The sequence below is a fragment of the Candidatus Omnitrophota bacterium genome (genome assembly GCA_028716565.1).
Lineage (GTDB): Bacteria > Omnitrophota > Gorgyraeia > Pluralincolimonadales > Pluralincolimonadaceae > Pluralincolimonas.
This window is the reverse complement of record JAQUPL010000001.1, coordinates 316,352-335,094: the sequence shown is the minus strand read 5'-3', so window position 1 is coordinate 335,094 and position 18,743 is coordinate 316,352. Positions and strand designations below refer to the sequence as shown.

The following is an 18,743-nucleotide window of genomic DNA, read 5'->3' as shown; positions in this document are numbered from 1 at the left end:
TAGGGAGTAGAAGATGAGCGCTCATAACCTATATTTAGTTAAAGATTTAGCAAGATTGACCGGACTTTCCATAGAAACGGTGAAATATTATCTCAAAATAAGGCTTATCTCTGAGGTAGGCAGGAGCCCTGAGACGAATTTCAGATATTTTGATGAATCTACTATAAACAGGCTGAACAGGATAATAAGTTTAAGACGGGATAAATACCCGATAAAGAAGATCCTCGAACTACTGGAACCCGGAAGGGCCTCAAGTTGAGCTATTATAAAGCGCTTGCCCTTGAGAAAGAACCGTTTTCGACAAGTCCGGACCCCGCCTTTTTCTTCCGTTCCCAATCGCATGAATCGGCCCTCAACAGGCTGGAGATCACGATAAGGTTGAGGCGCGGCCTGAGCGTGGTCCTGGGCGACGTAGGGACGGGAAAGACGACGCTCTCGCGGACATTGTTGCAATCATTCCACGGGGACGATAATTTCATATTCCACATGATCCTCGACCCCAGTTATAAGACGGAATTCCAATTCCTCGCAAACCTCGCGAAGATGTTCGGGATCAAACCGGCATTCAGGTCGACTCTTGAATTCAAGGATGCCATAGAAAAATACCTCTTCCAAAAAGGCGTCGACGAGAACAAGACGATAATCCTCCTCATAGACGAAGGCCAAAAGCTTGACGCCAACCAACTCGAACTCCTTAGGATATTATTGAACTACGAGACCAATGAATACAAGCTCCTGCAGCTTGTCATACTGGGCCAGGTCGAGCTGCTGCCCAGGATAAGGAAGATAAAGAATTTCATGGACAGGATCGCCCTTAAATACCTGATAAATCCCCTGGACGAGGCTGAGACAAAACAGATGATAGAGTTCAGGCTGAAACAGGCGGGTTATTCGGCCCAGGCCCCGCTCTTTACGGACGACGCGATAAAATATATATATGAACATACGCAGGGATATCCGAGGAAGATAGCCTTGCTCTGCCACGATTGCGTGGAGACCGTCATAATGGACGAGAGGACCGCCATAGACCGCGAAATCGTCCAGGCTGTGATAGGCAGGGAGGTAAGTTAATGCCCGAGGAATTCACAAGCCCGGAAGAAAAACTTTTGAGGCTCATCCGCGGCGAAAAGAAACCTAAGAATAGGTCCGCTCCGCTCCAGGAGAGGGAGAGTTCCGTCCCGGGCGAGCGTGAGGCCGGTCCGGCTCCTGCCGGTCAGGACCGCAGGACTGCGCCACCGCAGCTTAAAAGCGGAGATCACGTCAAATTTATAAACATAACCCTGATAACCGTCCTTATTGTCATCGCCGCCGTCCTTTTGATCGACGTCATAAGTTTCAACCTGAAACGTCCGGCCTATATACCCGAGCCCGCCAAGGGGGCAGCCGTGCGCCAGGAACCGCAAATAGGATCTGCCTCCCCGGTCCAGGCAGATCCATCTTCCGTATCCGTTGAGATCCAGGATAATCCGGCGCTGCTGGCGTCGAAAGATCTTTTTAAGGCCTCCCCGGTCCAGGCCGCTCCCGCGGCAAGGCCTGCCCAGGCCTCCTTCGACAAGTTAAAGGATTTTACGCTGAAGGGGATAATAGCCGGTGATAAACCCCAGGTGATCCTGGAGGACGGGAAGAACAAGAAATCATATTTCCTTTACAAGGGCGATTCGTTGGACAATATAAGGGTTGAGGATATACAGTCGGACAAGGTAATTTTGTCGATAAACGGTGAAGTGCTCGAACTTACCTTATAAGAGGAGAATGCCATGGACAGGGTCAATATGAAGTTTTCAAGGTATCTCACGGGGTTTCTGGCATGCTTTATTTTCATCTCCTTCGCGGCCGGTTCCTTCGCCCAGTCCCCTATCTCCGCGCAGAAGATCACGCTCGACCTGAAGGGGATAGACATAATCGACACCCTTAAGATAATATCGCAGAGGACCGGCATGAACATCATCGCGTCGAAGAGCGTGACCGGCAAGGTCACTATCTTCCTGAAAGATGTCGATGTCTGGGACGCCTTCGAGATAATACTCCTCTCGAACGACCTGGCCTACGACGTGCGCAATGATATCGTGAACGTCATGACCGGCCGGGAATACGAGGCGATGTACGGAGAGCATTTCAAGGATAAGAAAGAATTGGTCACTATCAAGCTTAATTACGCGAAGGCGGTAGAAGTGGCTAAAGCCGTCACGCAGGTCAAGACGACCATAGGGAGGGTCATAGTGGATGAAGGTTCGAACTCCCTTATATTGATGGATAGCGCCGGAAGGCTCGAGCAGATGAAGGAGATGGTCGCCTCGCTCGATTCCCCTACGGTCACGAAGGTCTTCACGCTGGATTACGCTAAGAGCGATAAATTGAACCCCAAGATACAGGATATGATCACGAAAGGACTGGGTTCGGTCCGGTTTGACGAACGCACGAATACCGTGGTTGTGACCGACCTGCCCGGGAAGGTGGCGGACATCGAGAGGATAATAAATGCTTTTGATGAAAAGACCCGGCAAGTCCTCATCGATGCCAAGATAGTCCAGGTGGAGTTAGATGACAAGTTGACCACCGGGATAGATTGGCAGACGATCTTAAAGAAAGTCACTGTCGACCAGAAGCTTACCGCCAACCTGACCTCAGGCGGCACCTTGACGATAAGCACGGGCTTCGGGGACGGCAATACCTTCAATTCAGTCATCCAGGCCCTTAAGTTGGTAGGGAATACCAAGATCATCTCCAGCCCGCGCATTACCGCGCTCGACGGCCAGGAGGCAAAGATAATGGTGGGCACGAAAGAGGCCTATATTACCGGTACTACCACGACGCCGGCTGCCGGAGCGGTAACCACCGCGGAGTCGGTAAATTTCGTAGATGTCGGTATACAGCTTTACGTGACCCCGTCCGTGAACAAAGACGGCTATGTATCGATGAAGATAAGGCCTGTGGTCAGTTCGGTCGGCAGCAGGATCAAGACCACGGCGTCCCCGGACGGCGTGCCTATAGTAAAGACCTCCGAGGCCGAGACGAGCGTAGTGGTAAAGGACGGTGTGACTATCGTGATGGGAGGGCTCATAGAAGATACCAAAATAAGGACAGTCAACAAGCTTCCGATCCTCGGCGATATTCCCTTTTTCGGCGCGGCTTTCAGGAATGTCGTAGACGAGACAAAAAAGACCGAGTTGGTCATTTTCCTTACGCCCACGATTATATCGGGAGATACGTCGCAGCCGATCCCGAATATGAAAGATTCATCCTATTCCGACTACTATGGAAGTGTCCGGGACAGGATAGTCAACCTCGACCTGTATAACCAGATGGTGAGGACGAAGATCCTTAATACCGCGCTGCGGTCGATGCCGCAGGAGAAGCTTACCGGAAACGCCGTAGTGGCTTTTTCCCTTTTCGATGACGGTTCGCTTTTCGGCGAGCCGGTAATAATAAATAAAGCAGAGCCGGCGTTGGCCGACTTGGCCATAAAAAGCGTCAAAGATTCGACTCCTTTTCCGCCTTTTCCGAAAGACTTGGGGAAAGGGACGAAGGCCTTCAAAATAACGCTATCGTTCGAATAAATCTATTGACAAAATACGCGATATATGTTATTTTTTAACTAACAATTCGGAACAAAGATAACAAAATAATCTTGGCACTCCCCGACCGAGAACAATTTTGGGTGTTCAACTGTCGGAAGGGAGGGTGCCAATTTGCATTTTAAGAACCTGGAACTTTTTGGCTTCAAGTCGTTCGCTAACAAGACCGAGCTGAATTTTGAGCCGGGAGTAACGGCGATAGTCGGCCCTAACGGCTGCGGTAAATCGAACATCTCTGACTCGATCAAGTGGGTCCTCGGAGAGACCTCGGCCAGGGAGATCCGCGGTACAAAGATGGAAGACGTCATCTTCAGCGGCACCGACGGAAAAGAAGCCCTTGGATTCGCGGAAGTATCCCTCACGATAGTAAACCAGCCCAAGATCCTCCCTACGGAATATGACGAAGTCACAATAACAAGGAGAGTATTCCGTTCAGGAGAGAGCGAATATTTCATAAACAAGACTCCCGTAAGGCTAAAAGATATCAACGAGCTTTTAATGGGGACCGGCATCGGCACGTCCACCTATTCCCTCATGGAACAGAACAGGATAGCCGAATTATTAGACTCGCGCCCGGAAGAGAGGCGCTATGTATTCGAGGAGGCCGCCGGCATTACCAGGTACAAGGCCAAGAAGAAAGAAGCCTTGAGAAAACTTGAGCAGACAGAGGCGAACCTCCTCAGGGTAAGCGACGTGATAACCGAAGTAAAGCGCCAGATAAATTCCATCGAGCGCCAGGCCAATAAAGCCAGGAAATATAAGGAAGATTTCGAGAAGCTGAAGGAGATGGAGGTATGGACCGCTGCGGCGGAATTCAAGAAGATAAGGCAGGAAGAAGGCAGTATATCGTCCGACAGGGATTCCCTGGCGGCGAAGGAGTCTGAACTTAATTCCGTCATCTCGGGGCTGGATACGAAACTGGCTTCGCTGCGCGACGACCTGGCGAAGGTCGACCAGCGGTTGTCGGACGCGAAGGCCAATGCGGTCAATATAGAAGGCCAGGTCGAAAGGAATAAGGACAAAATATCCTATAATTCCGAAAGGTCTAACGAGATCAATTCCAGGATCGCGGGGCTGGAAAAAGATATCGCCGGTAACCGCGAAAGGCTTTCCAGCCTGGAGAACGAAGTAGGCCGCCTGAATTCCGAGGCCGGCCTTTTCAGGAGCAACGAGGAAAATAAGAAGTCTGAGATAGAAGAAAAGACCAAATATCTTGAGGCCATCGCCGAAACTATAAAGACCTGCCAGCAGAACATAGAAAAGGCGAAACTCTACGTCGTGGATATTGCGGCGGGTCAGACGAAGGCCCGCAACGAATTGACGAAATTAGTCGCGCACACCCAGCACCTGGGCGCGCGCCAGAGAAGGATAGAAGTAGAGAAGAGGAAGGTCGATGAGGAAAGGGCCGCCTCCGGCCAGAAACTCGGTGAGCTGGTGGCCTTCGTGGAAAGGATATCCAAGGATATAGAGAACCTTAACTGGAAAAAAGCCCAGGCCGAGGGGGACTTAAGCTCGCTAAGTGAAGAGATAACTAACCTCGAGGTCGAATTCCAGGGCCTCAGTTCGGAATTGACCGCGGCGCAATCGCGGCTCACTTTCCTTGAAGACCTCAAGGCCAAATATGAGGGTTTCTCGCTCGGAGTAAAGAGTGTCCTGAAAGAAGTGGAGAAGGGTTCGCCCATATCTCAGGGGGTAGTGGGCATAGTTGCCGACCTGATCGAACCTTTCCAGGGTTACGATAATGCTATAGAGGCGGCTTTAGGGGACCTGGTACAGGCCGTTATCGTCAAAGATAATGAGACCGCGAAAAGGCTCATCAAATTCCTGGACGAAGGTTCGCTCGGCCGCGCCACATTCATACCGCTGGAAGGCGTCTCCCGTTCAGGATCAAGGACAGACCTCATAAATTACATAAAGGCGGAAGGAAGCGTAAAGTGCGTCATCGAATTCATGTTGCGCGATACTTACCTTGCGGATGACCTGGAGTCCGCGTTCGGCTCGATAGCCGGGCGGCAGGACCATGTCAGGCTCATAACCAAGAACGGCGAAGTCGTGGAGAAAGGGCTTTCGGCCGGAGGCAAGGTCCAGAAGGCGGAAGGTTTCGGCCTGATAGGAAGGGACGCCAAGATAAAGGAATTGAGGATAACAATAGAAAACCTGAAGGCGAAGTCCGCGGCCCTCGAACGCGGCCTCCAGGAGAAGAAGCAACTCAGGGACTCGCTCCAGGCAGAGACGAAGGCTGTCGCCGAAGATATACATAAGATTCAGATAGATAACGCCAACAAGATCAGCGAAAAAGCCGGCCTTGAAGAAGCCATGAACAAGCTTAACGAGGAGGAGTCGCTGTTGAACCTTGAACTCGGGGAGGTGAACTCCGAGATAGACACCTACGTGACCAAGGAGGAGGAGCTTAAGAAAGAGCTCGCCTTGCTCGACGACGAAGACGCGAAAGTCCAGGATACGATCAAGTCGAACCAGGATACGATAACCCTCAAGCTGAAAGAGAGGGAGGATACGCTTGTCCTTATAACCCAGAGCAAGACTGAGTTGGACATGCTTAAGGACAAGGAGGTCTCGGTAACCAACGCCCTCTCCATGATGGCGAGGTCTTTCGAAGACGAAAAAACCGGTCTGGCCTCGAAAGAGAAAGAGATCAGGGATTCCAAGATGAGGATCTCGGAATTGATGGTCGAATCGGAACAGCTTGCCAAGAGGAATGAGGAGCTCGTCAGCGCCAGGATAGCGGCGGAATCCGATTCGCGCCAGATATTGGATGAAAGGAAAACTGCAGGCGATTCCATATCCCGCGTAGAGAACGAGTCAAAGGAGGCCCAGAAGTCCTTTAATGAATTGAGCGGTCGCCTGCACACCCTTGAGGTCAAGACCACCGAGTTCAATTACAGGAAGAACAGCCTGCGCGACAGGCTGATCCAGGTCTATAAAGTCGAGACCGACCTTGAGCAAGCGGCCATACCCGAAGACATAAATTGGGACGAGATGAACGACAAGATGGAGGCCCTGCGCTCCAAGCTAGAAGGCATGGGACCGGTAAATCTTGTCGCGATAGAAGAGCACCAGGAACTGCAGGAGAGGTATAACTTCCTGACAACCCAGCAGCAGGACCTCGTCCTGGCTAAAGATGACCTGCATAAGGCGATAAACAAGCTCAACAGGACGACCCGAGAGATGTTCCTCGAGACATTCCAAAAGATACAGGCCGAATTCAGGGATATGTTCAGGCTGCTCTTCGGCGGAGGCGACGCTGAACTTCTGCTCATCGACCAGGAGGATATCCTCGAGAGCGGCATCGAGATAATCGCGCGGCCCCCGGGTAAGAAGCCTCAATCCATATCGCTGCTATCCGGAGGCGAGCGTTCAATGACCGCGATAGCGCTCCTCTTCTCCATATTTAAGGTGAAACCCAGCCCGTTCTGCGTGATGGACGAGATGGACGCGGCGCTCGACGAGGCTAATATAGACAGGTTCTGCAGAGTGCTGAAGGATTTCGTGAAGACTTCGCAGTTCATAATAATAACACATAACAAGAAGACGATTTCGGTGGCCGACGTAATGTATGGCATCACTATGGAGGAGTCGGGTGTATCGAAGATCGTTTCGGTTAAGTTTTCACAAGAGCTGGAGGCGAAGACAGCTTAAGGTCATCTGGACCTATAGGCGCAGACTTTGTTTTTGCCGGTCCTCTTCGCTTCATACAGCGCCATATCAGCTAAGTAGATCAGCTTTTCTTTATCGGGCGCGTCTTCTGGGTAGGTAGAGAGGCCCGCGCTTATGGTAAGGTTCTTGGTAGGTTGGACTTGCTGTCCTTTAAACTCGAAGTTTTCTATCGCCATCCTGAGGTTTTCCGCGATAGTATAAGCGGGGTTTTTACCCTGGTTGGGAAGTATCACGGCGAACTCCTCGCCGCCGTAGCGTGCCACAAAACCCTTCCCGTCGCAGACGGTCTTTAATATCCTCGCTACCTCACGGAGGATCTGGTCTCCCATCTGGTGCCCCATCGTGTCGTTATAGTTCTTGAAATTATCTATGTCGAACATGACCATGGAGAGGGGGGACTTGCTCTCGTAAGCCTTCTTCAGTTCCTCGGTCAGGAGGAATTGGAAATATCCGTGGTTCCAGAGCCGCGTGAGAGTATCGGTATTGGATTCGTAAACCGTTTGCTCATAAAGCCGTGAATTTTCGATCGCGAGGCCGGCATGGTTCGCGAACATCGTCAAAGTCCTTATGTCGTCCTTGAGTATGGGTTTCTTCGTGAATAGGTTGTCCGCCAGTATCACTCCTACAACTTTATCCTTTGCCTTGAGCGGGACGGTCACGAAATACTCGGTCCTTAAGAATTGCAGGACAGGGTCGTTGGCTGTCTTATGACGAGCCTCGTCCGTGGTTACCTCCATGCTCATACCTTCAAGAACGGTCACGGCAAGAACTCCGGCATCCTCGCGTAAGGGGATCTTTATGCCCCTTACTGCCTTGTCGAGGTCTGACCCGCCCTTTTTATAGAAGGTATAGGCCGATATGAGGTCTTCGAGCGACATCTGCTGGGAAGATATCCTGCTCCAGATGAGGCCGGCCTCTTCGCCGGAATGGGGGCCTAAACCCATCTTTCCCTCGAGAGTGTTCTCCTGCTCGTTCACAAGGAAGAGCATGGCCCTGTTGAAGCCGAGGCCCGCGTGGGAGGTCACTCCGGTCAATATGATAAAGAGGATCTCCTCAAGATTGAGGGTAGAGCGCATCGCGTTGCCGATCTCATAGAAGATCGCCAATTCAGCGCGTATCCTGTCAAGCCTTTCCTGTACGTTCTTTTTTTCCATAACGGGATTAATGATACCCTATAACCCCCGGCTTGTCAATAAGACCCATGTGAACGGGTCCTGCCTGCCGAGCACCTCGCCCGCTCACTATGGTTCGCGGGCAAGGGCTCCGTCGGCAGTCACCCGCATGAACCATACCGCTTGACAATAAGCGGTATATAGTATAAAATTATTACATCTTCGGGAGGGGTGAAATTCCCCACTGGCAGTTAAAGCCTGCGAGTCCCAAATCCATATGTTTTAAGGATGGGACAGATCCGTTGTAACCACGGAGCCAATAGTCAAAGTCTAGATGGGAGAAGATAAGCGGTTTTTATGCCGCCATATCGCGTATTTTGACCCGAAGAGAGATCTTCGGGTTTTTTATTTTCCGAAGGAAAATATCCCGTAGCCGTTCAGGCTACAGGATGGAAAGAATATAATGTTCAACACGATCAAAGAAGCAATAGAGGATATCAAAAAGGGCAGGATGATCATCGTCATCGACGACGAGGACCGCGAGAACGAGGGGGACCTGCTTATGGCCGCGGAATTCGTCACGCCCGAGGCGATAAATTTCATGGCGAAATACGGCCGCGGCCTAATATGCGTCCCCATGGAAGAGAAACGCCTTCGCGAGCTGGGGATAGAGGTGCTATCCGAGACCGGCGGCGGTAATTTTAACACCGCGTGGACGATGTCGATCGACGCGAAGGAAGGCGTCACTACCGGCATATCCGCCCAAGACAGGTCAAAGACGATAAAGGCGCTCGTAAATCCCAGGTCGAAGCCAGTGGATTTCAGCCGGCCCGGCCATATCTTCCCGTTGAGGGCGAAAGAGGGCGGGGTGCTCGTCAGGACCGGCCATACTGAAGCTGCGGTAGACCTTGCTAAATTGGCGAGGCTGAAGGCGGCCGGCGTCATCTGCGAGATAATGAATGACGACGGGACGATGGCCAGGACATCCCAGCTTATAAAATTCGCCCGGAAGCATAAACTCAGGATCTGTTCCATAGCGGCCCTTATTAAATACCGCATGGCCGCCGAAAAGCTTGTCCAAGAGATAGAAGAGACCACCCTGCCGACCGGATACGGCGAGTTCAGGCTCCGGCTTTACGAATCAATTATCGATAAGAAAGTGCATGTCGCGCTTGTGTTGGGAAAAATATCGGAGAGGCCGGTTTTGGTCAGGGTCCATTCGGAGTGCCTGACAGGCGACGTATTTGGTTCCCTGCGCTGCGATTGCGGAGGGCAGCTCAGGCAGGCTTTGTCCATGATAAAGAGGGAAGGCCGCGGCGTTCTCCTGTATATGAGGCAGGAAGGCCGGGGGATAGGGCTTGAGAACAAGATAAAAGCGTACGCGCTGCAGGATAAAGGGATGGACACTGTCGAGGCGAATAAGGCGCTCGGTTTCGAAGCCGACCTGCGTGATTACGGCACCGGCGCCCAGATACTGGCAGACCTCGGCATAAAAAAGATACGCCTCATCACCAATAACCCGCAGAAGATAGTCGGCCTCGAGGGATACGGGTTAAAAGTTGTCGAGCGCGTCCCTATCGAGATGCCCTCGAACCCGAGGAACCTGCGGTATTTAAGGGTAAAGAAAGAGAAAATGGGACACGTGTTAAAAGGGATCCGTTAAAAGAGAAGGAGGATGAAGATGGTAAAGACAGTCGAAGGGCAGTTGATCGCGAAAGGAAAGAAATTCGCGATAGTCGTCTCAAGGTTCAACGATTTCATCTCGAAACGCCTTCTGGAGGGGGCTATCGATACCTTGATGCGGCACGGCGCGAAGGACAGCGAGATCGAAGCCATATGGGTGCCGGGCGCATTCGAGATACCGGTCGTGGCGAATAAGATCGCGAAGTCGAAGAAATTCGATGCTGTGATATGCATCGGTGCTGTCATAAAGGGCTCGACCCCGCATTTCGAGTATGTGGCCGGTGAAGCGGCGAAGGGCGTCGCGAAGGTATCGCTTGATACGGGCATACCGGTGATATTCGGCGTCATAACCGCCGAAAACCTCGAGCAGGCTATCGAGCGGGCCGGGACCAAGGACGGGAACAAGGGCCGCGACGCTGCGATATCCGCTATAGAGATGGCTAACCTCTTAGAAAACATCTAAGATGAGAAAACGCACGCAGGCGCGCGAATACGCGCTCCAGATATTATACCAGATCGACGTCAGGAACGACCCCGAGGACAAGATCCTGGTGGATTTCTGGAAGAACATAGAGACGGAGCCTGAGGTATCGGATTTCGCCGCTAAGATCGTCATCGGTGCGATCAGGAACAAAAAGAAGATCGACGAAATGATCTCGAAATATGCCAGCAATTGGAAACTCAGCAGGATGGCTGTCATCGACCGCAACGTCCTCAGGATGGCTGCTTATGAGCTGCTCTTTTGCGAAGACATACCCCCGAAGGTGTCCATAAACGAGGCCGTCGACCTCGCCAAGAAATTCGGGGATACCGAATCCGGGAAATTTGTGAACGGCATCCTTGACAAGATCAACAAGGAAGAGGCACCCGGTGGAAAGAACGGCTGACCTCCACGTCCATACGCATCTCTCCGACGGGACTTTTACGCCCCAGGAGGTCGTCGAGAATGCCGTCAAGGTAGGGCTCTCGTGCATAGCGATAACCGACCATGACTGCGTCGACGGCATCGGGTCCGCGATGAAGGCCGCTAAAAAAACCGGGCTGGAAATAATCCCCGGGGTCGAGATGTCCGCCCAGGAGAAAGGCCATGAGGTCCATCTTCTGGGGTTTTATCCGGACATAAAAGACAAGAAGTTTCTCGGGAGGCTGGAGTCCATCCGGAAGAACAGGGTAGACAGGGTATACCGGATGGTAGAAAAACTTAAAAAATATAATGTAAACCTGGATCCCACCCGCGTATTTGAATTGAGCGGCCCGGGCTCGGTCGGCAGGCTGCATGTGGCAGCTGTGCTTGAGGAAGGGGGTTACGTCTCCTCGATCCAGGAGGCGTTCAAGCGGTTCATAGGGGACAAGGGGCCCTGTTATGTGGCGCATTATGATATAACGGCGAAGGACGCCATTGCCGAACTGAAGAGGGTCGGAGCCGTCGCGGTCTACGCTCACCCTAATTTGATGGGCGGCGATGCGCTCATCCCGAAATTCGTAAAATACGGGCTGGACGGGATCGAGGCCTATCATTCCGAGCATTCGAAACAGGTCACGAAAAAGTATCTTGAACTCGCGAAGGAATACGGGCTCCTGGTCAGCGGCGGCTCGGATTGCCACGGAGTTAACAAAGGCCATATGCTTATGGGCACGGTCAAAGTACCGTATACGATCGTCGAGGAACTTAAAAGATGCGCAGCGAAGACGAAAAATATATAAAGATAGCCCTGGAACTCGCTAAAAAGGCCAAAGGGATGACCAGCCCGAATCCGTGCGTCGGCGCGGTAATAGTAAAACGCGGCAGGATAGTCGGCTCCGGTTACCATAAATTCGCCGGCGGGCCGCACGCCGAGATATACGCCCTGCGCCAGGCAGGCAAAGAGGCGGAAGGCGCGACGATGTATATCTCGCTTGAGCCATGCAGCCGCTTCGGCAGGACGCCGCCGTGCACAGACGCGATAATCCGGTCCGGGATAAAGCGGGTCGTGGCGGCGATCAAAGACCCTAACCCCGTAAATAACGGCAGGGGGTTGAGAATATTAAGGATCCGCGGCATAAAGACCTCCGTGGGATTTCTGGATGCCGAGGCCCGCGAACTGAACGAGGATTTCATTAAATATATAACCAAGAAGATGCCTTTTGTCGCGGTCAAAATCGCCCAAAGCCTTGACGGGAAGATAGCGACGCGGGCCGGCGATTCAAAATGGATAACCGGCGATAAGGCGCGGGAATTCGTCCATAAGCTGAGAAGCGAGCATGACGCGGTGATGGTGGGGGCGGGGACGGTCTTAAAAGATGACCCTTTATTGACGGCTAGGGTGAAAGGTAAGAGGGCTAAACAGCCCTTGCGCGTCATCCTGGCAGGCAGGACAAGGATCCCGGATAAGGCGCGAATATTTAACAGTAAAGGCGGGGACGTGGTAATAGCGGCGACTAAAAAAAGAGACGGACGCGTGGACATAAAGTCACTGCTCGTCGAATTGGCAAAAAGGCAGATAACCAGCGTATTGATTGAGGGAGGCGGCGAGACGGTTGCCTCGGCGCTGGATGCAGGGGTGGTGGATAAAGTATATTTCTTTATAGCGCCTAAAATAATCGGCGGGCGCAAGTCGACGACGTCGGTCGAGGGGAAAGGTGTCGGTAAAGCCGGCAAGGCCATAAGGCTTAAAAAAATTTCTTTCCGTAAGATCGGTGATGATTTTCTGGCAGAAGGGTACGTGATAAACTAAAATGTTTACCGGGATAATAGAAGAATTAGGGGTCGTTGAGAAGATAGACAGGTCAAGTGAGCCCTCGGTATTTACGGTCAAGGCGGGTAAGGTGCTCGAAGGCCTGAAGAAGGGAGATTCCGTCTCAGTGAACGGCGCCTGCCTGACCGTCGTCGCGACCGGGAAAGGCAATTTTTCCGTAGAGGCGATACGAGAGACCCTGAAGAATACCTGCCTCGGTGACCTGAAAAAAGGCGAGAAAGTAAATCTCGAAGGGGCGCTCGTGAGCGGCGGTAAGGTAAGCGGCCACTTCGTGACCGGCCATGTAGACGGCACCGGCATAATAAAGTCAAAGAAAGAAGGCAAGGGCGAGATATTACTTGAGATAAAAGCCGCCGGAGATATCCTCGATGGGATCGTCCTTAAAGGTTCGGTAGCCGTAGACGGCGTAAGCCTGACTGTGGCGGAATTAAACGACGGTTCGTTTTCCGTTTATGTAATCCCGCATACGGCCCGGGCTACAACGCTGGGCTCGAGAAAGGCCGGAGATAAGGTCAACCTCGAGACCGATATGCTCGGGAAATACGCTGCGAAATATCCCGGCCGGGAAAAACCTTCAAATATCACCGAGGAATTCCTCAAGGATAAAGGCTTTATTTAGACCCACCAATTTATTGACTATCTCCTCCAGTCGTGATAAAATCTATCATTATGTTAAGTAGGGTAAGGCCCGTTGCGGCCATATTTTTTGCCCTTGCTGTTTCCGCATCATTAATATCTACCTGCGGTTCCGCAAAGGCCGAAGCGGTAAAATCCGTACAGGCGGAAGAGCTGCGCGTCGCCAGAGTAATTGACGGCGATACCGTAGTATTGGAGGACGGCAGGCACGTAAGATACATAGGCATGGATACTCCCGAGAGGCGCATGCCGTATTATACCGAGGCCAAAAGGGAGAATGAAAGGCTTGTCAGGGGAAAGACCGTCAAGCTGGAGTACGACGTAGGAAGGACCGACAAGTACGGGAGGATCCTCGCTTACGTCTACGCCGGCGATATATTTGTCAACGCTGAATTGGTTAAGGGGGGTTATGCGGTAATAGCCACTTATCCCCCTAACGTGAAATACGTCGATAAGTTTAAGGCGCTTCAGGAAGAGGCAAGAAAAGAGAAGCGCGGGCTTTGGGGTATCAAGTCGGGGCGTGGCTCAGTTTGGTAGAGCGCTTCGTTCGGGACGAAGAGGTCGACAGTTCAAGTCTGTCCGCCCCGACCATACTTATCCCGGTGCATCCCTATGGCATCCAAAAGAATCCATGTATTTTACTCCGGCAGGGTCCAGGGGGTAGGTTTCAGGTTCACCGCCGAAGTGCTTGCTCGGAGACTTAAGGTAAACGGCTGGGTCAGTAACCTCAGGGATGGCAGGGTCGAAGTCATCGCAGAGGGGGAAGAGCCGGCCTTGAAGGATCTGCTCACCGGCATTGCCGGAGAGATGGCGCATTTTATCGTCGACGCGGATGTATCGTGGGAGCATCCGTCCGGGGAGTTTAAAGATTTCGGCATCAAATTTTCGGAATAAGGTGAATATGAGCGAAGTCAGAGAACAGATAGAAAGACTTCGAGAAGAGATCCGCCACCACGACCACCTCTATTACGTCGAGAACAATCCCAAGATCTCCGACCAGGAATATGACACCCTCCTCAAGAAACTGGAGAAACTCGAGAAAGAGGACCCCGGATCGATCACCCCGGATTCCCCGACACAGCGCGTCGCCGGCGAGCCGGTAGGCGGTTTCGCGGTCGTCGAGCACAAGGCCAGGATTCTCAGCATGGATAACACCTATAACCATGGAGAGTTGCGCGAGTTCGATGAGCGGGTCAAGAAGAACCTGGGCGGGGAAGATCATGAATACGTTGTAGAGTTGAAGATAGACGGGGTTTCCGTGGCCCTGACCTATAAAAAAGGCAAATTTATCCGCGGAGCGACGCGCGGCGACGGTTTCAAAGGCGATGATATCACAGTGAACCTGAAGACGATCAGGTCCATCCCGCTTGTATTGGCGCCGCAGAAGGGTACGGAGATCCCGGAATTCATGGAAGTCCGCGGGGAAGTATATATGAAGCATAAGAGCTTCGAGAAGATAAACAAAGAAAAGGAAAAAACAGGAGAAGAACTTTTCGCGAATCCCCGAAACGCGGCGGCAGGGTCGCTCAAGCTCCTCGACCCCAGGATAGTCGCGAAACGAGGGCTCGATATATTCATTCACAGCTTCGGATACGCGGAAGGCGCGCATTTCAATTCGCAGCACCAGCTTTTGGATAAGCTAAAGACGCTCGGTTTCAGGGTCAATCCTGATTATAAAAAATGCGGCGATATCGGCGAGGCGCTTAAATTCTGCGATATCTGGCAGGAGAAACGCGGGGAACTGGAATATGATATCGACGGGATGGTCGTCAAGGTCGATTCTTTCGCCCAGCAGAAGAAGTTAGGCGAGACATCCAAGTCGCCGAGATGGATGATCGCCTATAAGTATCCCGCGGAACGCGTTGAGACAAAGTTGCTGGATATAAAAGTCCAGGTCGGCCGGACCGGCGCGCTGACCCCGGTGGCGGTGCTGAAACCGGTCTTTGTCGCCGGCACTACCGTTACGCACGCCTCACTCCATAACCAGGACGAAATAGAACGGAAAGACGTGAGGATAGGCGATACGGTTATAATAGAGAAGGCGGGAGAGATAATACCGCAGGTCGTCGAGGTGGTGAAATCAAGACGGACAGGAAAAGAGAAGAAATTCGTGATCCCGAAGAGATGCCCGGCATGCGGAGCGCCGACGAAGCGCGAGGAAGAGGAAGTGGCTTTTCGGTGCGAGAACGTCTTCTGTCCTGCGCAGCTAAAAGAGAGCCTTATCCATTTCTCTTCGCGGGGCGCGATGGACATAGAAGGGCTCGGCGAGGCGATGGTCGACCAACTGGTCGACAAGAAACTGGTGAAGGATTACGGGGACATTTATTGCCTAAAATTTGAGAAACTGCGCACGCTTGAAAGGATGGGCGATAAGTCGGCGCGGAACCTTGTGGACGCCATAGAGAAGAGCAAGAACAACCGTCTCAACCGGCTGATCTTCGCGCTGGGGATAAGGCACGTGGGCGAACATATAGCCGATGTCCTCGCGAAGAGGTTCCATTCGATATATAAATTGTCGGAGCAGGCCCTCGAGGAGTTGACAGTGGTACAGGAGATAGGTCCGGTGGTCGCTGAGTCTATCCGCGACTTCTTCGGGAACCCTGCCTCCAAAAAAGTTATAGAGAAGCTGGCGAAGGCAGGAGTAAAGATGGAAGAAGAGGCGCCTTCGGGTTCATCTTCAAGGCTCGCAGGGAGGTCGTTCGTATTTACCGGAGAACTTAAGGATTATTCAAGGACCGGCGCAGAGCAGATTGTCCGGGACCTGGGCGGTACCGCTTCATCGAGCGTCGGCAAGAAGACGGATTTCGTCGTGGCCGGGGAGAGCCCGGGCTCAAAATATGAAAAGGCGAAGAAACTCGGAGTTAAGATAATCGATGAAAAGGAGTTCGAGAAAATAATAAAACCCTAATTTATCCGGATGAAGAGGGTAAAACCCTAATCTATTCAGAAGAAGAGGGTAAAGGAGAAGAGATGAGAGTCGCTTATAAAAAAGCCGTCCTGATCTTAGCGGTGGCGGTGGCAGTTATAAATATGTCGGGTTGTGAGACGTTGAAGAAGAAGTTCACGAGAAAGCAGAGCCCCAAGAAGGTCACGCCGGTCCTGCAGCCGCAGAACTACAAGGGTATATATCCCAACGCCGTTTTATACAGCAACCATTATAATTACTGGCGCACGTGGACCGAGGACCTTATGGATTGCCTTGATAACCAGGGCAGCAACAAGCGCGAGAGGCTTGCCGCGGCGAGGGCAGTGGAAGACCTGCAGAGGATGCAGGACCTCCTTACCGGCGCGAAGAAGGAAGAACTTGCGAAGTATATAAAGTTCTATCAGGGCGTGCAGAAGAAGGTGGACTTCGGCCAACCCGGAAAGGTGGAGGCCTCAAGCATAAGGAGCGACCTCGAGAGCCGTAGGAGAGTGATAATGAGAAAATTCGAGCCTTCAGAGGTCAAGGCGTTCATCCTGAAGGAAGAGGAGCCCATCAAACCGATCCAGATCACGGAGCAGACGCTGCCTAAAAAATGAAATACATATTAAAGGTTTTACCGGTGGGGCCTATCGCCGCAAATTGTTATATATTCGGCTGCGCCGAGACGAAGGAGGCCGTGATAATAGACCCGGGCGCGGACGATAAGGATATAAAACAGCAGGTGGCCGAATTGGGCCTGTCGCCGAAATGCGTCATAAACACGCACGGCCACGCTGACCATATCGGCGCTAACTCCAAGATGGGGCTGCCGGTATTCATACATGCCTCCGACGCGCAGTGCCTGACGAACCCGATGAAGAATGTCTCAGGGATGATCGGTATCCCGGTCTGTTCCCCACCGGCGAGCAGGCTGCTCGAGGATGGCGATACTATAGAGGTAGGCAACCTGGTCCTGGAAGTCTTGCATACGCCCGGCCATACGCAGGGCTCGATCTGCCTCTGGTGCGAAGACGCGGTCTTTACAGGCGACACACTCTTCGCCGAAGGCGTCGGCAGGACCGATCTTCCGGGCGGGTCGGAAGCGGTGCTTATGAGATCGATAAAAGAAAAACTCTTCACTTTGCCGGACGCCACGAAGGTCTACCCGGGCCACGGTCCCGCGACTACCATAGGCTACGAGAAAGGACATAACCCTTTTTTCTCGGGTTGAGTGATGGAAGATTTTATCAAGGAATTCATGGATTACCTTTCGGTCGAGCGCGGCCTGAGCAAGAATACGCTCGAGTCGTACAGCCGCGACCTGAATAAATACGCCGGATACCTGAAGAAGAAGGGCATAAATAGCCTGGATAAAGTAAAACGCCCGGATATCCAGGATTTCATGATGGGGCTGAAGAGTGACAAGTTGAACGCGAGCTCGATCGCGCGCAACCTAGTCGCGATAAAAGTATTCCACCGTTACCTGACGAGCCAGCGCCTCCTTAAAGAGGACGTCACCTCGGTCATCGAGACGCCGAAACTCTGGAAGACACTGCCGGATGTCCTGGACGAGAAAGAGGTCGAGGCGATACTCGATAGCCCGAACACGCGCCTTAAGCAGGGGCTCCGCGATAAGGCCGCCCTCGAACTGATGTATGCGACCGGGATGCGCGTCTCCGAACTCGTTAACCTGAAACTGACGGATATCCATATTGATATGGGATTCGTAAAATGCCTCGGGAAAGGCCAGAAGGAGCGCATAATACCGGTGGGCAGCAAAGCCAGGGATGCTATCCAGAAATATCTGGAGAAGGCGAGGCCGAAATTTTTAAAGAAAGCCGACTCAGGGGCGATCTTCTTGACCCGCCTTGGCAAGCCGATGTCGCGCCAGACATTTTGGATGGTCATAAAGCATTATGTCAAGGACGCCAGGATAAAAAAGAGGGTGACTCCCCATACGTTGAGGCACTCGTTCGCCACGCACCTTTTGCAGAACGGCGCGGACCTGAGGATAGTCCAGGAACTGCTCGGCCACGTGAACATCTCGACGACGCAGATATATACGCATATAAATAAGGAACGGTTGAAACAGATCCACCAGAAGTTCCACCCCCGTCCGTAAGGTGCGGAAGGAGCAGGGATTTTTTGGTTGTGAAAAATTTGGGTCAAGCGTAGGTCTGCTATGCGCGAGGCGATTCGGTGAACGAAGAGGCGGTTTATGACGGAGCCGGCTATCGATATGCGGCGAGTAATAAAAAAGCCCGAGTGAACCAATCGCCGAGACGCAAAGTAAAGGTAAAAGACCAAATTTTTCACTTTGAAATATTACGCGCCTGTAGCTCAATTGGATAGAGCGTCAGCCTCCGGAGCTGAAGGTTGTGCGTTCAATTCGCACCAGGCGCACCAGTAATCAAAAGGAAAG

Annotated in this window: 18 protein-coding genes, 2 tRNA genes and 1 riboswitch; of the genes, 19 read left to right on the top strand and 1 reads right to left on the bottom strand. The window is 52.2% G+C overall.

Translation table 11 applies throughout. The features are described from left to right. Window positions 1-13: 13 nt before the first annotated feature. The 5 genes from PHO67_01755 (at window position 14) to smc (ending at window position 7,232) form a co-directional block, all read left to right on the top strand. Window positions 14-259: a MerR family transcriptional regulator gene (locus PHO67_01755; protein MDD5545871.1), complete on the top strand. Its 246-nt coding sequence runs from the start codon at window positions 14-16 to the stop codon at window positions 257-259. Continuing rightward, complete coding sequence (locus tag PHO67_01750; protein ID MDD5545870.1) at window positions 256-1,071, top strand: AAA family ATPase; 816 nt, start codon at window positions 256-258, stop codon at window positions 1,069-1,071. Before PHO67_01755 ends, PHO67_01750 begins: the two co-directional genes overlap by 4 nt. After that, window positions 1,071-1,745 carry a type II secretion system protein N gene (locus tag PHO67_01745; protein MDD5545869.1) on the top strand — a complete coding sequence of 225 codons (675 nt, stop codon included), beginning with the start codon at window positions 1,071-1,073 and terminating at the stop codon, window positions 1,743-1,745. The genes PHO67_01750 and PHO67_01745 overlap by 1 nt, the downstream gene beginning before the upstream one ends. 12 nt (window positions 1,746-1,757) lie before the next feature. Next, entirely contained in the window at window positions 1,758-3,557 is a 1,800-nt protein-coding gene (locus tag PHO67_01740) for a secretin N-terminal domain-containing protein (protein MDD5545868.1), read from the top strand. A gap of 132 nt (window positions 3,558-3,689) precedes the next feature. Then, window positions 3,690-7,232 (top strand): chromosome segregation protein SMC, encoded by a 3,543-nt coding sequence (gene smc / locus PHO67_01735; protein ID MDD5545867.1) that lies wholly within the window; start codon window positions 3,690-3,692, stop codon window positions 7,230-7,232. 2 nt (window positions 7,233-7,234) lie between these two features. Here the strand turns inward: smc and PHO67_01730 are convergent, their stop codons facing one another. Then, window positions 7,235-8,404 carry a sensor domain-containing diguanylate cyclase gene (locus PHO67_01730; GenBank protein MDD5545866.1) on the bottom strand — a complete coding sequence of 390 codons (1,170 nt, stop codon included), beginning with the start codon at window positions 8,402-8,404 and terminating at the stop codon, window positions 7,235-7,237. A gap of 172 nt (window positions 8,405-8,576) precedes the next feature. Continuing rightward, window positions 8,577-8,712, top strand: a riboswitch (FMN riboswitch). A gap of 113 nt (window positions 8,713-8,825) precedes the next feature. Here PHO67_01730 and PHO67_01725 point away from each other — a divergent pair. From PHO67_01725 to PHO67_01660, 14 genes are all read left to right on the top strand, one after another. Further along, window positions 8,826-10,025: a bifunctional 3,4-dihydroxy-2-butanone-4-phosphate synthase/GTP cyclohydrolase II gene (locus tag PHO67_01725; GenBank protein ID MDD5545865.1), complete on the top strand. Its 1,200-nt coding sequence runs from the start codon at window positions 8,826-8,828 to the stop codon at window positions 10,023-10,025. Window positions 10,026-10,043: 18 nt separating this feature from the next. Next, window positions 10,044-10,508 carry a 6,7-dimethyl-8-ribityllumazine synthase gene (gene ribE / locus PHO67_01720; protein ID MDD5545864.1) on the top strand — a complete coding sequence of 155 codons (465 nt, stop codon included), beginning with the start codon at window positions 10,044-10,046 and terminating at the stop codon, window positions 10,506-10,508. Between the two features lies 1 nt (window position 10,509). Then, on the top strand, window positions 10,510-10,932 hold the full coding sequence (nusB, locus tag PHO67_01715) for a transcription antitermination factor NusB (protein ID MDD5545863.1): 423 nt from the start codon (window positions 10,510-10,512) through the stop codon (window positions 10,930-10,932). Further along, on the top strand, window positions 10,916-11,749 hold the full coding sequence (locus tag PHO67_01710; GenBank protein ID MDD5545862.1) for a PHP domain-containing protein: 834 nt from the start codon (window positions 10,916-10,918) through the stop codon (window positions 11,747-11,749). Before nusB ends, PHO67_01710 begins: the two co-directional genes overlap by 17 nt. Next, entirely contained in the window at window positions 11,722-12,759 is a 1,038-nt protein-coding gene (gene ribD, locus PHO67_01705) for a bifunctional diaminohydroxyphosphoribosylaminopyrimidine deaminase/5-amino-6-(5-phosphoribosylamino)uracil reductase RibD (protein ID MDD5545861.1), read from the top strand. The genes PHO67_01710 and ribD overlap by 28 nt, the downstream gene beginning before the upstream one ends. Before the next feature lies 1 nt (window position 12,760). Next, on the top strand, window positions 12,761-13,399 hold the full coding sequence (locus PHO67_01700; GenBank protein MDD5545860.1) for a riboflavin synthase: 639 nt from the start codon (window positions 12,761-12,763) through the stop codon (window positions 13,397-13,399). 50 nt (window positions 13,400-13,449) lie between these two features. After that, window positions 13,450-13,953 (top strand): thermonuclease family protein, encoded by a 504-nt coding sequence (locus PHO67_01695; GenBank protein ID MDD5545859.1) that lies wholly within the window; start codon window positions 13,450-13,452, stop codon window positions 13,951-13,953. Continuing rightward, window positions 13,931-14,007: transfer RNA gene (locus tag PHO67_01690), tRNA-Pro, on the top strand. Before PHO67_01695 ends, PHO67_01690 begins: the two co-directional genes overlap by 23 nt. Window positions 14,008-14,028: 21 nt before the next feature. Continuing rightward, a complete protein-coding gene (locus PHO67_01685; GenBank protein ID MDD5545858.1) occupies window positions 14,029-14,310 on the top strand; it encodes an acylphosphatase in 282 nt (93 codons plus the stop codon). A 7-nt stretch (window positions 14,311-14,317) separates the two neighbouring features. After that, entirely contained in the window at window positions 14,318-16,324 is a 2,007-nt protein-coding gene (gene ligA, locus PHO67_01680) for an NAD-dependent DNA ligase LigA (GenBank protein ID MDD5545857.1), read from the top strand. Between the two features lie 62 nt (window positions 16,325-16,386). After that, window positions 16,387-16,938, top strand: coding sequence for a hypothetical protein (locus tag PHO67_01675; GenBank protein MDD5545856.1), 552 nt, complete (start codon window positions 16,387-16,389; stop codon window positions 16,936-16,938). After that, window positions 16,935-17,552, top strand: coding sequence for an MBL fold metallo-hydrolase (locus PHO67_01670; GenBank protein MDD5545855.1), 618 nt, complete (start codon window positions 16,935-16,937; stop codon window positions 17,550-17,552). Before PHO67_01675 ends, PHO67_01670 begins: the two co-directional genes overlap by 4 nt. A 3-nt stretch (window positions 17,553-17,555) precedes the next feature. Beyond that, window positions 17,556-18,443 carry a site-specific tyrosine recombinase XerD gene (gene xerD, locus PHO67_01665; protein ID MDD5545854.1) on the top strand — a complete coding sequence of 296 codons (888 nt, stop codon included), beginning with the start codon at window positions 17,556-17,558 and terminating at the stop codon, window positions 18,441-18,443. 207 nt (window positions 18,444-18,650) lie between these two features. Then, window positions 18,651-18,727 (top strand) — tRNA-Arg (locus tag PHO67_01660). The last annotated feature ends 16 nt before the right edge of the window (window positions 18,728-18,743 follow it).

What these genes read in the sequence shown, in the direction of transcription:
- PHO67_01755 (MDD5545871.1), top strand. Translation starts at nt 14, where the DNA reads ATGAGCGCTCATAACCTATATTTAGTTAAAGATTTAGCAAGATTGACC.
- PHO67_01745 (MDD5545869.1), top strand. Translation starts at nt 1,071, where the DNA reads ATGCCCGAGGAATTCACAAGCCCGGAAGAAAAACTTTTGAGGCTCATC.
- PHO67_01740 (MDD5545868.1), top strand. Translation starts at nt 1,758, where the DNA reads ATGGACAGGGTCAATATGAAGTTTTCAAGGTATCTCACGGGGTTTCTG.
- PHO67_01730 (MDD5545866.1), bottom strand. Translation starts at nt 8,404, where the DNA reads ATGGAAAAAAAGAACGTACAGGAAAGGCTTGACAGGATACGCGCTGAA.
- PHO67_01725 (MDD5545865.1), top strand. Translation starts at nt 8,826, where the DNA reads ATGTTCAACACGATCAAAGAAGCAATAGAGGATATCAAAAAGGGCAGG.
- ribE (MDD5545864.1), top strand. Translation starts at nt 10,044, where the DNA reads ATGGTAAAGACAGTCGAAGGGCAGTTGATCGCGAAAGGAAAGAAATTC.
- nusB (MDD5545863.1), top strand. Translation starts at nt 10,510, where the DNA reads ATGAGAAAACGCACGCAGGCGCGCGAATACGCGCTCCAGATATTATAC.
- ribD (MDD5545861.1), top strand. Translation starts at nt 11,722, where the DNA reads ATGCGCAGCGAAGACGAAAAATATATAAAGATAGCCCTGGAACTCGCT.
- PHO67_01700 (MDD5545860.1), top strand. Translation starts at nt 12,761, where the DNA reads ATGTTTACCGGGATAATAGAAGAATTAGGGGTCGTTGAGAAGATAGAC.
- PHO67_01695 (MDD5545859.1), top strand. Translation starts at nt 13,450, where the DNA reads ATGTTAAGTAGGGTAAGGCCCGTTGCGGCCATATTTTTTGCCCTTGCT.
- PHO67_01685 (MDD5545858.1), top strand. Translation starts at nt 14,029, where the DNA reads ATGGCATCCAAAAGAATCCATGTATTTTACTCCGGCAGGGTCCAGGGG.
- ligA (MDD5545857.1), top strand. Translation starts at nt 14,318, where the DNA reads ATGAGCGAAGTCAGAGAACAGATAGAAAGACTTCGAGAAGAGATCCGC.
- PHO67_01675 (MDD5545856.1), top strand. Translation starts at nt 16,387, where the DNA reads ATGAGAGTCGCTTATAAAAAAGCCGTCCTGATCTTAGCGGTGGCGGTG.
- PHO67_01670 (MDD5545855.1), top strand. Translation starts at nt 16,935, where the DNA reads ATGAAATACATATTAAAGGTTTTACCGGTGGGGCCTATCGCCGCAAAT.
- xerD (MDD5545854.1), top strand. Translation starts at nt 17,556, where the DNA reads ATGGAAGATTTTATCAAGGAATTCATGGATTACCTTTCGGTCGAGCGC.